This is a genomic window from Chryseobacterium sp. 6424, from assembly GCF_003692615.1.
In the GTDB taxonomy this organism is placed as follows: Bacteria; Bacteroidota; Bacteroidia; order Flavobacteriales; family Weeksellaceae; genus Kaistella.
In genome coordinates, this window is the sequence record NZ_CP023540.1 from 841864 (window position 1) to 856719 (window position 14856).

Sequence of the window (14856 nt, forward strand, 5' to 3'; positions counted from 1 at the left end):
TAGGGTTAGTTAAATGCCGCTTACCCATAAAATCTCTGTTCAGTACACAACTGGCTGAACGGTAGGAGGTAAGACCGCTGAAAAATTATTTAATATTTTTTGAATTCAGCCAGTTTTGATAGTCTTTGGCATTTTTGGCATGTTCTGTATCGCTGGCCGTGAAACGATGGTAACCCAACCTGTCGGGATCGGCAGCCATGAAGATGTAATTGTTGTCCTCGGCGTTTAAGACCGCGTCCACCGAGTTCTTATCGGTAATACAAATCGGGCCTGGCGGGATGCCGGGATTCGCGTAGGTGTTGTATGGCGAAGGGTGAGAAAGATGTTTGTAAAAAACCCTTTTGATTGGTGTGGTAAAATTACTTTCTTTATTGATGGCATATATCACCGTTGGGTCGCTCTGCAACTTCATGCCTTTACGATAGCGGTTCAGGTAGAGGCCGGCAATGGTTTTCTGCTCATCGGGTTTTCCGCCAGATTCTTTGTAAACAATGGATGCCAAGGCGTAGATCTGGTTACGCGTAAGCCCGCTCTGCTTTTCTTTGGAGACGCGTTCTGCGGTCCAGAAGCCGTTATACTGATCTTCAAATTTACTGAAGAACTCTTCGGGAGTGACAGTCCAGTAAAAGTTATACGTATCGATGAAAAAGTATTTTTTAAGATCCTCAGCGTCGCGGTAGCCTTTTTTAACGGCGATGTTGTTAAGGTCTTTCACAAACCGCAACGAGTCGAGTTCCGTTTTTCGGGTGACGCGGCCGATCATTTGGTACACATCACCAAAATCCCCAATTCTGAAGGTGTCTTCGGTTTGGTTACCGGCTTTTATCATGTTCACAAGGGCAGAGTTGTCCGCGCCTTCCTGTATGTGGTAGCGGCCGGCATGGTAAAACTGGTCCAGGTTTTTGCTCAAAGCCACCTCTTCAAACTGTTTGGGATTTTTCAGATAAGGGGAAACCGAATCGAGTATCGCCTTGAAATTTGAGTTATGAGGAATCAGCACGTAGCCTTCTTTCGCCACATTGTTGCCGAAGAACTTCTGATAATAGCGAAAGCCGAAAACTGCTAACACCAAGAAAATGACTGCGCCCGCAATAGCAAGCACTTTAATATTTTTATTCATAGATTACACGATTAAATAATACGCTTTAAATATCCAACTTACCCCGGAAAACCTGCTTTGCAGGGCCTTCGAGCCAAATATTACGGAACGAATCTCCTTCGCGGTCCGCATAAATACGGAGGTTTCCGCCCAATACCTTCACCTGTACCGACCTTAGATCGTGCTGCTGCATGAACACGAGTGCGGCAGCCGTGGCACCGGTCCCACAACTGAGGGTTTCATCTTCCACGCCACGTTCATAGGTACGCACGAAGATTTCTGACTCCGACAGCGCTTCGGTGAAGTTTACATTAATCCCTTCCGCAGAGTAAGTCGGCGAATTTCTTATTTTGTTACCTTCGGCATACACGTCATAGTCCTGAAGGTTTGTTACAGCCTTCACGAAATGGGGCGATCCGGTGTTGGTTACCCAGTTTTCACCATCTTTAAGCAGGTGCTCTACATCAATCATTTTTAACTTTACGGTCCCATTGTGGATTTGTGCTTCGTGCCCCCCGTCTATAGCCTCAAAAACAGTGGTGTCTTCAAAGATATCGAGGAAATGGGCGAAGGCGACAATACAGCGGCCACCGTTTCCGCACATTGTACTCTCGTTCCCGTCAGAATTGTAATATACCATTCGGAAATCGGCCTGATCATGATTTTCAAGCAGAATAAGCCCATCGCCGCCAATGCCGAAACGCCGGTCGCAGAGTTTACGGATGAGTTCTTGATCTTTAGGGAACTGAAGGTCGCGGTTGTCGATCATTACGAAATCGTTCCCGGTACCCTGATACTTATAAAATTCGATTGTATTTTGCATATATTCAGCCGCTGAATTGCGGATGGCAAAGATACTCAAATTCTTACCCGGCCATTCGTGGGCAGGGTGTTAAAAAACTCTTAATTTATATCGAAAGTTACGATAGCTGCGTATTTTTCGGTGATTTTCGCCACTCGAAATACCCGATAGTTGCCATTACAGTAAAAACCACATACTGCACGCTGGTGATTCCAAGGCCTTTATATAGCATGATCGGGACACAAATTAAGTCACCAATGATCCAGAAGATCCAGTTTTCAATTTTCCTTTTTGCCATCAGCCACATCCCGACCAAGAAGATGGCGGTCGTAAAGACGTCCAGCCAGTTGGCCCAGTCCAGATGACCGAAGCCGGCTATCGCCTGCTGTTGCGACAAATGCCCGTCGAGCAGTGGTTTATAATAATATACAGCCGTAATCAGCAATAAACTGATGATGAACAGGATGCTGACCACCACCCATTCCTTTCTGCTGGTGTACGAAACTTCTACATGTACATGATCATCGGCGCTTTTAGCCCACAATACCCAGCCATAGACACTCATCGCAGTGTAATATACATTAATCAGCATATCTCCCAACAGCCCGAATTTATAAAGGATATACACATAAAGTGCGGTAGAGATGATGCCGGTAGGGTACACCCAAATGTTCTTTTTGATGGAAAAAAACACAGAAAGCAAACCAAAGAAAGCCGCGGTAAACTCCAGGGCGATCTGGTAAGGTTCATACGTTTGGTAAGGCACGATGAAAAGTTCGTATATACTCATACGTTCAAAGATAAAATAAAATCCGGAGGATTTTAATTTATTATTTACATATGAAAATCAGATTTTTAGGTTATATACAATAATTTATATAAAGAAAAACAACGGAAAAATGCTGGTGGTGTTTAAATTTTTATATTTTTGAAAATCTTAAAATTAAATAAAAATGGCGAATATCTGGATTAAGAAACCCATGGAAGCGTATGAAGCGGACATAAAGAAGAGTCAGCTGAAACGTGTACTTGGGAAATGGAGTTTAACAGCAATTGGTATCGGGGCGATTATTGGCGGGGGCATCTTTGTACTTACCGGTACCGGCGCATATTATAACGCGGGTCCCGCGCTCGCACTTTCTTTTGTAATCGCGGGGATCGCGTGTGTTTTCGCGGCGCTTTGCTACGCTGAATTTGCGTCTATCCTACCAGTGGAAGGTTCTGCTTATGCTTATGCGTATGGCACCGTGGGTGAAGTCTTTGCATGGATCATCGGGTGGGGCCTCATCCTCGAATACGCGATGGGCTCCATGACGGTGGCTGTATCATGGTCCGGGTATTTCGCCAAATTCCTGAAGATGTTTGGGCTGCATCTGCCTGCCTGGCTTACCACCGATCCTCAGACGTTTGCCGCGGCTGGCGGCAATGGTTTTTCAATGAATCTGCCGGCGTTGCTTATCGTACTTTTTGTAATTTCTATTCTGATCCGTGGTACCAAGGGCGCCGCGAAAGCCAATAACCTGATTGTGATTATGAAAGTATCTGCCATCATCTTCGTTATTGTGGCAGGTGTATTCTTCATTAATGTTGATAACTGGATTCCTTTCATCCCAGAGCCAACGACTATTGTTGAGAATGGTGTCTCGCATTCTGCCTATGGTTATGCAGGTATTGTAGCGGGTGCTTCGGCGATTTTCTTTGCGTATGTAGGTTTCGACGCCGTTTCCACCCAGGCTGGGGAAGCCATCAATCCGAAGAAAGATGTTCCGTTCGCTATTATTACATCACTGGTCATCTGTACCATACTGTATATTTTGGTATCCTTGGTATTGACTGGGATGATGCATTATTCCGACTTTAATCCGCTCGGTAAATACCCGGACGCGATAAAAGCTCCTGTAGCGTATGCCTTTGATATCGCCGGGCAGGCCTGGGCCGGATACATTATTACCATTGCTGCGACTGTAGGTCTCATATCTGTACTGATGGTGATGATTATGGGGCAGTCTCGTATTTTCTTAGGCATGTCTAAGGACGGTTTAATCCCCAAAACATTTTCAAAAGTAAACCCAATAACCGGTGTACCGAAGAAAAATTTGGTCATTTTGGGGGTTGTCATCTCTATTGTAGCGGCATTTACTCCGATTAACGATTTGGCGCATATGACAAGTTTCGGTACTTTATTCGCCTTTACCATGGTGTGTGTAGCGGTATGGATGCTGCGTGTGAAGCAGCCTAACCTGCCAAGGAGTTTCCGGGTGCCGTTTTTACCGGTAATCGCGACATTGGGGATTTTAATCAATGTATATCTGATCATCAACCTGAGTATCGAAGCACAGACGTACTCATTCATCTGGTTGCTGTTAGGTGTAATCATTTACTTCCTGTACAGTAAAAAACACTCTAATCTACAAAACGGTGGTTTTGGTGAAACCTTTAAGGCAGAGCAGGAGCCACTTGAAAAAGTAGATGTAGATATTGATAATAAAAAATAAACGATAAGTCCGTATTTGCGGACTTTTTTTATACCTATGAAAAAGATCATCGCTGTCATAATATCCTGTGTTACCGTACATGTGTATGCCCAGAAGGTTTCGTTCACACCACTTTTAGAAGACGCTGTATCCATCCGCTCGCTGCAAATCTGGGATGGAAAAGTCTGGTATTCGGGCACAGATTCTAAGTTTGGCTATGTGCACCTAAATAATCCGTCTGACAAAAAACAACTGAAACTCACCGCAGAAAAATTGCAGTTCAGGACACTTGCGCAGGACCATCAGGCTTTCTACGCGATCAATATTGAAAGTCCGGCGCGTTTTTTCAGGATTGATAAGTTGACGCTCAATTCAGCAATTATATATCAGGATCCCGCTGAAAACGCCTTTTACGATGCCCTACACTTTCATAAAAACCGCCTTTACACCTTCAGTGATCCCGAAAAAGACCTGCGTTTGAAATTCGCTGAGATCCTCATCCAAAAAGGTAAGGCAGAACCCAGGTACTATTCAAGCTATATCCTGAACTCCGGCGAAGCAGCCTTCGCGGCAAGTAATACCAATATTGCGGCACGAGGAAAGTATGTGTGGTTGACTACAGGTGGCACTTCTTCACGGGTTTTCCGGCTGAATACCCGAAAGCGTAAGATTGAAATCTTTGATACACCATTCATTCAGGGCAACTCTTCGCAGGGAATCTACTCGATTGATTTCTATGACAAGGATTTCGGTATCGCGGTGGGTGGGGATTACACCAAGCAGACCGAGAATACCAACAATATCGCTACGACGCACAATGGCGGTAAAACCTGGCAGATACAGGCCTCCGGAAAGAATGGCGGTTATAAAACCTGCGTGAGGATCCGTCCCGGCTCCGGTGGAAAAGAAATTATTGCCGTCGGTGACCAAAATATTGAATATTCAAAGGATTTTGGGCATAGCTGGACGACCATTTCGGAAGAAAAAGGGCTGTACGTATGTGAATGGACGAGCGCAAGCACCGTGGTCTTAGCCGGTAAAAACAGAATAATCCAGATGAAATTCGAGTAACCTATAACATTAAATGGATATTGCTTTTTCATTGAATACATATTGTAGTCATCTAAAGCTGATGCGAATATCCTCGCTTGACGAAGTATGAAGTATGATGGTTGCAGTATTTTTCCCATTTAACACATAAGTAAAACGAAGCAGACAACGAGGTAATATTAGGTGGAAATGAATATTTCTTTAAAGATTTTCCCATCTGCAGCTTGACATTTCTCAGCCGATTGCCATAAATAAATTGCGTATTTTTGCAGGATGAATACTTCACTCATCGACAAATATAATATCCCAGGTCCGCGGTATACCTCTTATCCTACCGTGCCCTTTTGGGATGATGCCGCTTTCAGTGCGGATCTGTGGCAGCAGTCGGTCATCCGTTCATTCCGCGAGAGCAACGCATCCGAAGGGATCTCTATCTATATACACCTGCCGTTCTGCGAGCAACTTTGCACTTTTTGTGCCTGTCATAAACGTATCACCAAGCAACATTCTGTAGAAACGCCTTATCTGGAGAGCGTACTGAAGGAGTGGGATCTCTATCTTGAACTTTTGGCTACCGAAACCGGCCAAAAACCCATCATCAAAGAACTTCATCTAGGGGGCGGAACACCGACTTTCTTCTCACCAGCCAACCTGCGTATGCTGCTTGAGGGGATTTTCTCTAAAGCCATCATCGCTGAAAACCCTGAGTTTTCCTTTGAAGGACACCCGAACAATACCACGTACGATCATTTGAAGACTTTGTATGATCTAGGTTTCCGCCGTTGCAGTTTCGGGGTTCAGGATTATGATCTGCAGGTTCAGAAAGCCATCAACAGGGTTCAGCCTTTCGAGAATGTAGCGAATGTCACCAATTGGGCACGGGAAATCGGCTACAAGGGCGTTTCGCATGATCTGGTTTTCGGTTTGCCTTTCCACACCTGGGAAAAGATGGAATATACCATTAGAAAAACCCTTGAATTAAAACCTGACCGCCTTGCCTTCTATTCCTATGCGCATGTACCGTGGATCAAAGGAGTCGGACAGCGTGGCTTTGATGAAAATGACCTGCCAAGTGGTGAAGAGAAAAGAAAACTGTACGAAAACGGAAAAAAACTGCTGGAAGAACTCGGTTATAAAGAAGTCGGGATGGACCATTTCTCGCTTCCACATGATGATCTATATCAATCCATGATTTCAGGGGATATACACCGGAACTTTATGGGTTACTCTTCCAGCAAAACCCAATTGATGATCGGTCTTGGGATGAGCGCCATCTCCGATTCCTGGTATGCCTTTGCACAGAATGAAAAAACGGTGGAGGGTTATCAGAAGATGGTGAATGAAGGGAAGATCCCGGTGGTGAAAGGGCACATCCTGAATACGGAAGACCTGAACATCCGTCAGCACATCCTGAATCTGATGTGCCGCCTGGAAACATCCTGGACGCTGGAAACAGCATTCCCCGAATTACCAAACGCCTTGGAAGCCTTACAGGAAATGGAAAAAGACGGTTTGGTGGAACTCACTGAAAGTTCGATAAAAATCACCGATAAGGGCCGCGCTTTCACCCGAAATGTAGCGATGACCTTCGACCTCCGGATGATGCGGAACAAACCCGAAACGCGCATCTTTTCGATGACGATTTAAAGAATGATAAAAGCGGCCTTAGCCGCTTTTTTGTTATTTCACCATCAGTTTGCCGGTGTATATTTTAAATTGCGATTTTTTTACCGTTATGTAGTAAATGCCGGGTTCCAGCGCGGAAATGGCAAGGCTGCCATCCTCAGCGATAGTGCTGTCTAGCACAAGCCTTCCGTCGGCTGAGATGATTTCTGCGGTGTTTCCTTTGCCCTTCAGACCGTGGATGAATACTTTATCACGTGCCGGATTCGGATGAATTTTAATGGATTCCGTTTGGTTTTCATTGGTCGCAAGGTCAGTAGTGGTGATTTTATATATCTGGCCATTGTTAATGGCTGCAACATATAATTCTTTATTCACATCCTGTCCGAAAGTACTGAAGTTATTACCGGTGAATGCAGATGACCACGTAATGGCACCATCTGTATTCATGATCCCGATCTGTGCAGCGCAGTAATCTGCGAAGATGTACTTACCTGAAAAAACAGGATACTGAGTGCCGCGATACACATATCCGCCCGTGATAGAGCATTTGCCACCGGAGTGGTTATACACCGCCAGAGGGAAGATCATGGCAGAGACAGGCGCGCAGCCTGTATCGTTATATTGTAGTGTTACCTTCGTAGCAGCGCCAGCCGTAATTGACGCCGGATTGTGTAATGAACGTGCGGTTGATCTCTTCAAACTGTCCTTGGCCGACATCAGCGATCAAGACATTCCCGGCAGTGGTGTCAAAAGAGAACTTCCAGGCGTTTCGCAATCCGTAAGACCAGATTTCATCAGCACCATTGGCTCCAACAAACGGATTATCGGGTGGGATGTTGTATGCCCCGTCCGAATTAACATCGATCCGCAGCATCTTCCCGAGCAAAGAATTGATGTTTTGCGCGTTGTTGTTTGGGTCGCCACCGCTGCCACCATCACCGGTAGAAACCCACAACATGCCATCTGGCGCAAAATGTATGCTTCCACCGTTATGATTTGTAAATGGTTTTGGTATCGTAAGCAGCACTTTTTCTGATGCGGGATTTGCTACGTCTGCATTGCTGCTGACCGTATAACGAGCCACGGTGATGGCCCCGGCCATGTTGTTATAGAACACAAAAAAATAGCCGTTTGAAGCGTATTGTGGATGGAATGCCAATCCCAACAGTCCCTGCTCGCCACTGAATGTTATTCTGCTGCTGATATTCAGGAAGCTGGCGCTGTTTACCACTCCTGTAGGTTGTACGATACGGATGATCCCGTTTTGCTGCACTACAAACAGGCGACTGTCGTTGGCGTGGGTAATTTCTACGGGGCTCGTAAAACCTGTGGCAAAACTGCTCAGTACAACACTTTGTGCCGAGACTACGGCAACGATAAAGGTGGCCGATAATAATAAAAATTTTTCCATAATGATTTGGTGTTTAGTGTTTTGTGAAGTTACGTATAATTTCATTTATCAATGCTACACCTTAGATAAGGTATGAAAAGATCAAACAGCTAAAGCTGGGTTGATTGCTGACACTCAATTTGAAAAACCAATAATTTGATCCAAATATTGATGGCGGAGATTGAGATACTGGGATAATGAATATAAAAGGAATGAATGAAACAGTTTCTGCATCAGGTTAAACCCATTTAATATAGAACGGTTAGATTATCTTTTAGTAATCCAAGAACTGGAAGAAACTGATGTCGGAAATGTCTATATAAAGAATAGTCACAAATAATTTTATAGTATGAGTTTGCTGGGCAAATCTTCACAATAAGACCAAGAGATAAAAACCCTGGAAATTCAAATAATGAAATGAGCTAAAAAGCTAAAATTAAATGAATAAATAAGGAATGTCTTCAGAATGTATGACCATTTGACTGATCTGTCATTAATTCATATATCAGAAAGGCGGTCGAGTGGGGACCGCACGGTACGGGTGTTTTTATCGGCGATATGGGTGTAGGCGAGGGTGGTTTTCAAGTCCTGATGCCCCATCAGTTTCTGGATGAGGGTGATATCGGTACCGCATTGCAGCAGGTGAGTGGCGTAGCTGTGGCGCAAAGAATGTATGCCGACTGTTTTTACGATGCCCGCCTTATTCATGGCGGTTTTGAACACGCTTTGTACAGTCCGGACATTGATTTGCCCGCCATACATACCTTCGAAAAGATATTCGCGTGGGTGTTCCTTCTTGTAATACGCACGGAGTTCGTGTAATATGCTTTCAGGCAGGTTGACATAGCGGTCTTTTTTGCCTTTTGCCCTAGAAATAAGTACGCGCATGGTGCCACTGTCGATGTCCTGAATCTTCAGGTTTACGATTTCGCTCACGCGCAGGCCCATTCCGTAGCAGAGTTGGATGATGAGTTTGTGTTTGGGGTTTTCGGTTACTTCAATAATTTTTAGAATTTCTTTTGTGTTAAGGGCTTTTGGCAGGAGCTGAGGTTTTTTAGGTCGAGGAATATCAAGGAATATTTTAGGCTGGTGCAGTACTTTCTCGAAATAGAACTTCACTGCATTCATACGGCTGTGGATTTGATTTTCTGAAAGCTGAAGTGTCCGGTGGCAATATAAAAAGTAGCTCTGCAGTTTTTCTCTTGAAAGGCGCTCTACCGGAAACTCGCCAAGTAAGTAAAGCAGTTGCGCGAATTCTGTAGTATAGGTACGGATGGTGTTGGTAGAAAAACCTTTGAGTGTTAATTGATTTTGATAATCGGTAAACGCAGGGAGGTTTGTGGGATGAATTTTACTCAGGGCCTGTTTACCAATATTTTTGGGCGTAAGGTTACATAATATTCTGTTCTGTTGACTGTCGGGGATATGCCAGGCCTTATTTTTTGAGGACCAACGGGCTTTTACGTTTTGGCGCAGCATGGTAATAAGTTCCTGCTCGTAAGGAAACTTAAGCCAGATTACCTCCTTTCCCTCATATTCACCTAAAGAAATTTCATACAGCAAAGGGTTGAAAACAGGTTTCGCATTTTCCATAAACTGTAAATAAATTTATATCATATACGCAAATATACATTATTTGTAAGCCACTGAATCTAATGGTTTTATGGTAATTTGCAGGAATGGATTATTTGCGTATATTTGGGAGTTAGCGGTCAGGCTAAAAAAACGTGACACAGAATAAAAACATTCAACAATTGAGTATAGAAAAATGACAAGTTTAATTACGATAAGAGAATATGAACCAAGCGACAAAAATGATGTAATTAATTTGATTAAGTTGAATACACCAGAATTTTTCGCAACTGACGAAGAAGAAGACTTAAAAAAATATTTAGAGACCGAAAGAGAGCTATATTATGTATTACTGTATGACGAAAAAATCGTTGGTTGTGGCGGAATTAACTTTTCAGGCGACAAAACAATAGGCAAAATTAGTTGGGACATATTTCATCCTGACTATCAAGGAAAATCTTTGGGAACAAAACTATTGAAGCACAGAATTGACAAACTTAACTCAATTGACGGTATCCAAAAAATTACTGTTAGAACTTCACAGGTTACTTACAAATTTTATGAAAAGCAAGGTTTTGAACTATTTGAAATTAAAAAAGATTATTGGGCAGATGGATTTGATATGTACAATATGGAATACAAATAGCACTGAAAACAAAACTGACAAAAGAAGCCCGAACCGCTAACAAGGTATTGCCAAAAGCGGGGCTGAACGGCTTCGATTGGGCATTTGTGCAAGGTTCAACTTTCGTTCTTCGATTGAACTTTAGTACTAAAAATCCCCGCCTTCGGCAATACCCAAACCGTTAGCCGCAATATTATGACAAAACCCCTCATAGACAAAATTCGAGAAGGAATTGAAAAATCAGGATTTCCATTAGAGATGAAAATTGGGAATATTTTACAAAATAATAATTGGAGATATTCTATTGGTAATATATATGAGGACTTTGAAACAGGGAAATTTCGAGAATCTGATATAAGTGCTTCAAAATTGATTAATGGCATTCAAGTTGACATTTTTATAGAATGCAAAAAATCCGTTAATAGACAAATTGTTCTTTACGCACCCAAAAATCAAAAAAAAATATTTTTAGCAAGTTCTTGGTTTAAATATTTTCCAAAGGTTAAAAAATTTTCGCTTCTTAAGCAGTTTTATGAGAACACTTCAAAGTTATTACTTTTTGATGAACAAATACCCTTTTCAAAAAGCCTAATAGTTATGACCGGCGATAAAGTAACAGAGGAAAATATTAAATATTTAAGTTCTATAAATGGACTTATAAAACGCTCAATAAGTACTGGTCGTGATGGTTATATTGAAACAAATTTTAGAATTTTATTTTTCTATGTCGTAATCTTCGATGGCGAATTATATCAACTATCAAGTTCTTTAACGGAAAATTTTGATTTGAAAGAGATTGACTATGGTCAATATGAATATACTCATAAACACATTTTCAATTCTGAATTTACAAATGATAAAGATTTAATTGATACCGCAAAAATGTTAGGTGACAAATACGTAGTTGAATTTATGAAACCAGAAATATTTGAAAATCATTTGCTTAAACTTGAAGAAAGTATTTCGAATTTTGATAATGACAAACTGAAATTTTGGGGCGATAAGTGGCCAATTGTAAATTTAAATAAAAAGTAATACTGCGGCTAACATAGTATTTGCAAAAGGCGGGGTTGAATATTTAATAGAACCATTAGTTGCATTTAGTCGCGCCTGCTTTTTCGTTCCACAATTTTTTTGTAGTTTAGTTCCACGAAAAAAGCATTCGCTTCGGTTGGTCAAAATTGAACCTTTCGGTTAAATTTAGCCCGCCCTTCGCAAATACTTTTTCCGTTATAGGCAATGCGATTTGAGAGACTGCTAAAAATTAACGGTTGAACCAAAACTAAAATTTGCTATCTTTGAAGAATGGATTTGAAAGAAAAAAATAAGTATAAAAAGGCATTCAAAGAAGCATTAGACAAGTTTACTGACAAACTTGAAAAATACGTTTCGACTGAAAATGGAGATTGGTCTGTGAAAGGATTTATTGATGTTTATAAAAACATTTACACTATTTCTTCTGATACAAAAATCGTTTCCAAAATTCTTGAAATCCATATTTTTCCACAAATTTTGCAATTTGCAGAAGAAAACGATTATAACATCATTCTTACTGAACATCAAAACTATTATCCTGATTTGACTTTTATTCACAAAAAGAATGAAGAAGTTAAATTTGCTGTTGATTTAAAAACTACATACAGAAAGAAGAATGGAATTTCGAGTTTTACACTTGGAAGTCACGGTAGTTACTTTAAAGAAAGAGATAAAAAGAAAAATATTCAATTTCCTTATAGTCAATATTTAGGACATTATTGCTTAGGTGTAATTTACACAAGAACAGATATGTCTGATGATGTTTCTGAAACAGAAATTTATCAAGTTCAAGAACTTCAAGAAGAATATGAAACTCCTAACAAAAAAGTTGGAGAAAGAGAAGTTACAACAGTTGATAATTTAAAGTCTATTACTTCAGTAATTAAAGACTTTGACTTTTTTGCTGCTGAAAAATGGAAAATTGCAAGTGATAAACAAGGTTCAGGAAATACTGCGAATATCGGTTCGACTTTAAGTATTGAAGATTTAAGAAATGAAAACGGAATTTTCAGCAAATTAGGCGAAGAATGGTTTGACGAATATTGGATAAATTATGGTTCTGCCACAATGGTTAAAGATGGCAAAACAACTAAAATAACCAACTTAAAAGACTTTTTAGAATTTAAAGGTCAAACAGATTTATGGGATAAAATTGTAACAAGAATTTCTAAAAATTCAAAGAAATGAAAGTAATTGTTCCACCTATAAAAAGTCAAGGTATTAAAACCAAGCTCGTTCCTTGGATTAAAGATTTAGTTGCTATTGCCGACCAAAAAGGAAAATGGATTGAACCTTTTTTGGGAACAGGTGTTGTGGCTTTTAATTCTGGTTACAAAAAAGCAATTCTGAACGACACAAATCCGCATATTATAAATTTTTACAAAAGTGTTCAAATAAAAAAGATTACAGCACCTTTGATGAAACAACATCTTGAAATTGAAGGAAAGTTGTTAAGTGAAGCAGAAAATAACGGGTATGAACATTATTTAGAGGTACGTTCTCGTTTTAACAGCGGAGAGTTCTCTCCTCTCGATTTTATCTTTCTTTCAAGAGCGGGTTTTAATGGAATGATGCGTTTTAATAATAAAGGGCATTGGAATATTCCTTTTTGTAAAAAACCTGAAAGATTTGCTCAAGCATATATCACCAAAATAACAAATCAAGTTTCGACCGTATCTCAAATTATACAGCCAGAACCCGATTGGACTTTTTATAACAAATCATTTGCTGAAATCATCCCTTTAGCAACAGAGAACGACATCATTTATTGTGACCCTCCTTATTATGGAAGACACGTAGATTATTATAATGGTTGGACAGAAAAAGATGAAGAACATTTATTTACGTTATTATCTGAAACTAAAGCAAAATTTATTCTTTCAACTTGGCATCATAACGACTGGAGAGAAAACGAAATGATAAACAAGTTTTGGAATAAATTCAACATTATTACCAAAGACCATTTTTATCATAACGGAGGAAGTATTGAAAACAGAAGAACTGTTGTAGAAGCATTAGTTTGTAATTTTGATGTAGCAAATATTGAACAACATAATCACGGACAAAAAGAAAAATATAAGACCAAACAATTAGAATTTGAATGGCTTACTGAAAAGTCCGCACTGCCTATAACATCGGTTTTGCAAAAGAGCGGGTTAAATGCAAAATTGTAAGTTTGTGCTTTTTATCCGCAAAAACCATTTTTTATTTGCTCTTTTTTGTAATTTAGCAAATAAGAAAATGGTTTTGCTTACGTTGATGCAAAGTTGAAAGTTTCGCCTTTCTAATCCGCTCCTTCGCAAAGCCCTTTTCCGTTGTAGGCAATTTTTGCAGACCGCTTAAACAAAACAGACAAATAATTGTTTAACCTAAAAATCGGACAAGCCGAACACCGAGTTAAGAAGTAGGCCAAACAAATAATTTTAGTTTAAAATGAAGGTAAAAATTTTAGCGACATCGCTTCTAACATTGACCATTCTTTCTTGTAATCAAGGAGAAAAAACTGAAAGACAAAAGGAAGTTTCAGCAGAAAAAAAAACAGAGCAGACACAAGTCGTAAATCACGTTATGACTAAGGAGCAACAGGCAGCTTTGACACCAGACGCTGTCGTTCAAGACTTTATTGAAGGGAATAAACGCTTTCATTCAGGTGTTAAAACAGTAAGAGACCACAGCGAACAAATACGTAAAGCTGTACCTGGACAATTCCCAAAGGCAGTAGTTTTAAGTTGCTTAGACAGTCGTGTTCCTGTAGAAGATGTTTTTGACCAAGGTTTGGGCGACATTTTTGTAGGTAGAGTAGCAGGTAACTTTGTTAACGAAGACCTATTAGGAAGTATGGAGTTTGCATGTAAAGTGGCAGGTGCGAAACTAATTTTAGTAATGGGTCATCAGCATTGTGGTGCTGTAAAAGGTGCAATTGACGATGTAAAGTTGGGTAACATTACTGCAATGCTTGCCAAGATAAAACCTGCTGTGCAAATGAGTCAAGATTTTGCAGGAGAAAAAACGAGTAAAAACGATGAGTTTGTAGAGCACGTTTCAGAAAATAATGTAAAATATGCCATGCAGCAAATCAGAGAAAAAAGCCCTATTTTGAAAGAAATGGAAAACAAAGGCGAAATCAAAATTGTAGGTGCTTTTTATCGTTTAACGGACGGAACTCTTGAATTTGTAAAGTAA

14 protein-coding genes are annotated in these 14856 nt (G+C 40.5%); 8 read left to right on the plus strand and 6 right to left on the minus strand.

Annotation, left to right across the window (positions count from 1 at the left end; genetic code table 11):
• Positions 1–85: 85 nt before the first annotated feature.
• From mltG to pnuC, 3 genes are all read right to left on the minus strand, one after another.
• Entirely contained in the window at positions 86–1120 is a 1035-nt protein-coding gene (gene mltG / locus CO230_RS03900; protein WP_122027398.1) for an endolytic transglycosylase MltG, read from the minus strand.
• Between the two features lie 25 nt (positions 1121–1145).
• Positions 1146–1922: a diaminopimelate epimerase gene (dapF, locus tag CO230_RS03905; protein ID WP_122028878.1), complete on the minus strand. Its 777-nt coding sequence runs from the start codon at positions 1920–1922 to the stop codon at positions 1146–1148.
• A 97-nt stretch (positions 1923–2019) separates the two neighbouring features.
• Positions 2020–2691: a nicotinamide riboside transporter PnuC gene (pnuC, locus tag CO230_RS03910; protein ID WP_122027399.1), complete on the minus strand. Its 672-nt coding sequence runs from the start codon at positions 2689–2691 to the stop codon at positions 2020–2022.
• A 163-nt stretch (positions 2692–2854) separates the two neighbouring features.
• Between pnuC and CO230_RS03915 the strand changes: the two genes are divergently transcribed.
• The 3 genes from CO230_RS03915 to hemN all read left to right on the plus strand — a co-directional run bounded on the left by CO230_RS03915 (position 2855) and on the right by hemN (position 7072).
• Positions 2855–4396, plus strand: a complete 1542-nt coding sequence (locus tag CO230_RS03915) for an APC family permease (RefSeq protein WP_122027400.1) — start codon at positions 2855–2857, stop codon at positions 4394–4396.
• A 36-nt stretch (positions 4397–4432) separates the two neighbouring features.
• On the plus strand, positions 4433–5446 hold the full coding sequence (locus CO230_RS03920; protein WP_122027401.1) for a glycosyl hydrolase: 1014 nt from the start codon (positions 4433–4435) through the stop codon (positions 5444–5446).
• Between the two features lie 252 nt (positions 5447–5698).
• Positions 5699–7072, plus strand: a complete 1374-nt coding sequence (hemN, locus tag CO230_RS03925) for an oxygen-independent coproporphyrinogen III oxidase (RefSeq protein WP_122027402.1) — start codon at positions 5699–5701, stop codon at positions 7070–7072.
• A 33-nt stretch (positions 7073–7105) separates the two neighbouring features.
• Here hemN and CO230_RS12330 read toward each other — a convergent pair whose 3' ends face one another.
• The 3 genes from CO230_RS12330 to CO230_RS03935 form a co-directional block, all read right to left on the minus strand.
• Positions 7106–7750, minus strand: a complete 645-nt coding sequence (locus tag CO230_RS12330; protein ID WP_228438180.1) for a T9SS type A sorting domain-containing protein — start codon at positions 7748–7750, stop codon at positions 7106–7108.
• Complete coding sequence (locus CO230_RS12335) at positions 7668–8462, minus strand: PQQ-dependent sugar dehydrogenase (protein ID WP_228438181.1); 795 nt, start codon at positions 8460–8462, stop codon at positions 7668–7670. The genes CO230_RS12330 and CO230_RS12335 overlap by 83 nt, the downstream gene beginning before the upstream one ends.
• A gap of 477 nt (positions 8463–8939) precedes the next feature.
• The gene (locus CO230_RS03935) at positions 8940–10034 is read right to left on the minus strand and encodes a tyrosine-type recombinase/integrase (RefSeq protein WP_122027403.1); all 1095 of its coding nucleotides are present in this window, start codon (positions 10032–10034) and stop codon (positions 8940–8942) included.
• A gap of 175 nt (positions 10035–10209) precedes the next feature.
• Here CO230_RS03935 and CO230_RS03940 point away from each other — a divergent pair, with 175 nt between their 5' ends.
• The 5 genes from CO230_RS03940 (at position 10210) to CO230_RS03960 (ending at position 14856) form a co-directional block, all read left to right on the plus strand.
• Positions 10210–10659 carry a GNAT family N-acetyltransferase gene (locus CO230_RS03940; RefSeq protein ID WP_122027404.1) on the plus strand — a complete coding sequence of 150 codons (450 nt, stop codon included), beginning with the start codon at positions 10210–10212 and terminating at the stop codon, positions 10657–10659.
• 174 nt (positions 10660–10833) lie between these two features.
• Positions 10834–11673, plus strand: coding sequence for a hypothetical protein (locus tag CO230_RS03945; protein WP_122027405.1), 840 nt, complete (start codon positions 10834–10836; stop codon positions 11671–11673).
• A gap of 270 nt (positions 11674–11943) precedes the next feature.
• On the plus strand, positions 11944–12861 hold the full coding sequence (locus tag CO230_RS03950; protein ID WP_122027406.1) for a type II restriction endonuclease: 918 nt from the start codon (positions 11944–11946) through the stop codon (positions 12859–12861).
• Positions 12858–13847 carry a DNA adenine methylase gene (locus CO230_RS03955; protein ID WP_122027407.1) on the plus strand — a complete coding sequence of 330 codons (990 nt, stop codon included), beginning with the start codon at positions 12858–12860 and terminating at the stop codon, positions 13845–13847. Before CO230_RS03950 ends, CO230_RS03955 begins: the two co-directional genes overlap by 4 nt.
• Before the next feature lie 259 nt (positions 13848–14106).
• The gene (locus CO230_RS03960; protein ID WP_122027408.1) at positions 14107–14856 is read left to right on the plus strand and encodes a carbonic anhydrase family protein; all 750 of its coding nucleotides are present in this window, start codon (positions 14107–14109) and stop codon (positions 14854–14856) included.

Coding starts and splice junctions, on each gene's coding strand:
- CO230_RS12335 (WP_228438181.1), bottom strand. CDS start 8,462: ATGGAAAAATTTTTATTATTATCGGCCACCTTTATCGTTGCCGTAGTC.
- CO230_RS03920 (WP_122027401.1), top strand. CDS start 4,433: ATGAAAAAGATCATCGCTGTCATAATATCCTGTGTTACCGTACATGTG.
- pnuC (WP_122027399.1), bottom strand. CDS start 2,691: ATGAGTATATACGAACTTTTCATCGTGCCTTACCAAACGTATGAACCT.
- hemN (WP_122027402.1), top strand. CDS start 5,699: ATGAATACTTCACTCATCGACAAATATAATATCCCAGGTCCGCGGTAT.
- CO230_RS03935 (WP_122027403.1), bottom strand. CDS start 10,034: ATGGAAAATGCGAAACCTGTTTTCAACCCTTTGCTGTATGAAATTTCT.
- CO230_RS03950 (WP_122027406.1), top strand. CDS start 11,944: ATGGATTTGAAAGAAAAAAATAAGTATAAAAAGGCATTCAAAGAAGCA.
- dapF (WP_122028878.1), bottom strand. CDS start 1,922: ATGCAAAATACAATCGAATTTTATAAGTATCAGGGTACCGGGAACGAT.
- mltG (WP_122027398.1), bottom strand. CDS start 1,120: ATGAATAAAAATATTAAAGTGCTTGCTATTGCGGGCGCAGTCATTTTC.
- CO230_RS03945 (WP_122027405.1), top strand. CDS start 10,834: ATGACAAAACCCCTCATAGACAAAATTCGAGAAGGAATTGAAAAATCA.
- CO230_RS03955 (WP_122027407.1), top strand. CDS start 12,858: ATGAAAGTAATTGTTCCACCTATAAAAAGTCAAGGTATTAAAACCAAG.
- CO230_RS03960 (WP_122027408.1), top strand. CDS start 14,107: ATGAAGGTAAAAATTTTAGCGACATCGCTTCTAACATTGACCATTCTT.
- CO230_RS03915 (WP_122027400.1), top strand. CDS start 2,855: ATGGCGAATATCTGGATTAAGAAACCCATGGAAGCGTATGAAGCGGAC.
- CO230_RS03940 (WP_122027404.1), top strand. CDS start 10,210: ATGACAAGTTTAATTACGATAAGAGAATATGAACCAAGCGACAAAAAT.